The organism is Cellvibrio sp. (genome assembly GCF_053579595.1).
This window is the reverse complement of the sequence record NZ_JBRFPI010000132.1, coordinates 1-208: the sequence shown is the minus strand read 5'-3', so window position 1 is coordinate 208 and position 208 is coordinate 1. Positions and strand designations below refer to the sequence as shown.

General features: G+C 48.1%; 1 pseudogene. It reads left to right on the top strand.

Going from position 1 to position 208, the window contains the following annotated elements:
- Positions 1-208 (top strand): annotated as a pseudogene (locus ACWA6V_RS10035) (pectate lyase); the annotation flags it as partial.

Below are 208 nucleotides of genomic sequence, written 5' to 3'. Positions count from 1 at the left end.
CAGCAAGTGTTGGAAGCAATTAGCGGTGAAGCGCACAATTGGATAGTGTTCGACAAAATCCAATTCGCGCAGCCAACCGAAATTGGTATGTACCGTTTGGGTTGCAGCAATGCGACAGTGCAATCCATTCTCGGCGCAACCGAAGCGGAGTGTGTTAACTATCAACAATGGTGTGCAAAAAACAGTGTGAGTGAATCGGCGTGCGTAA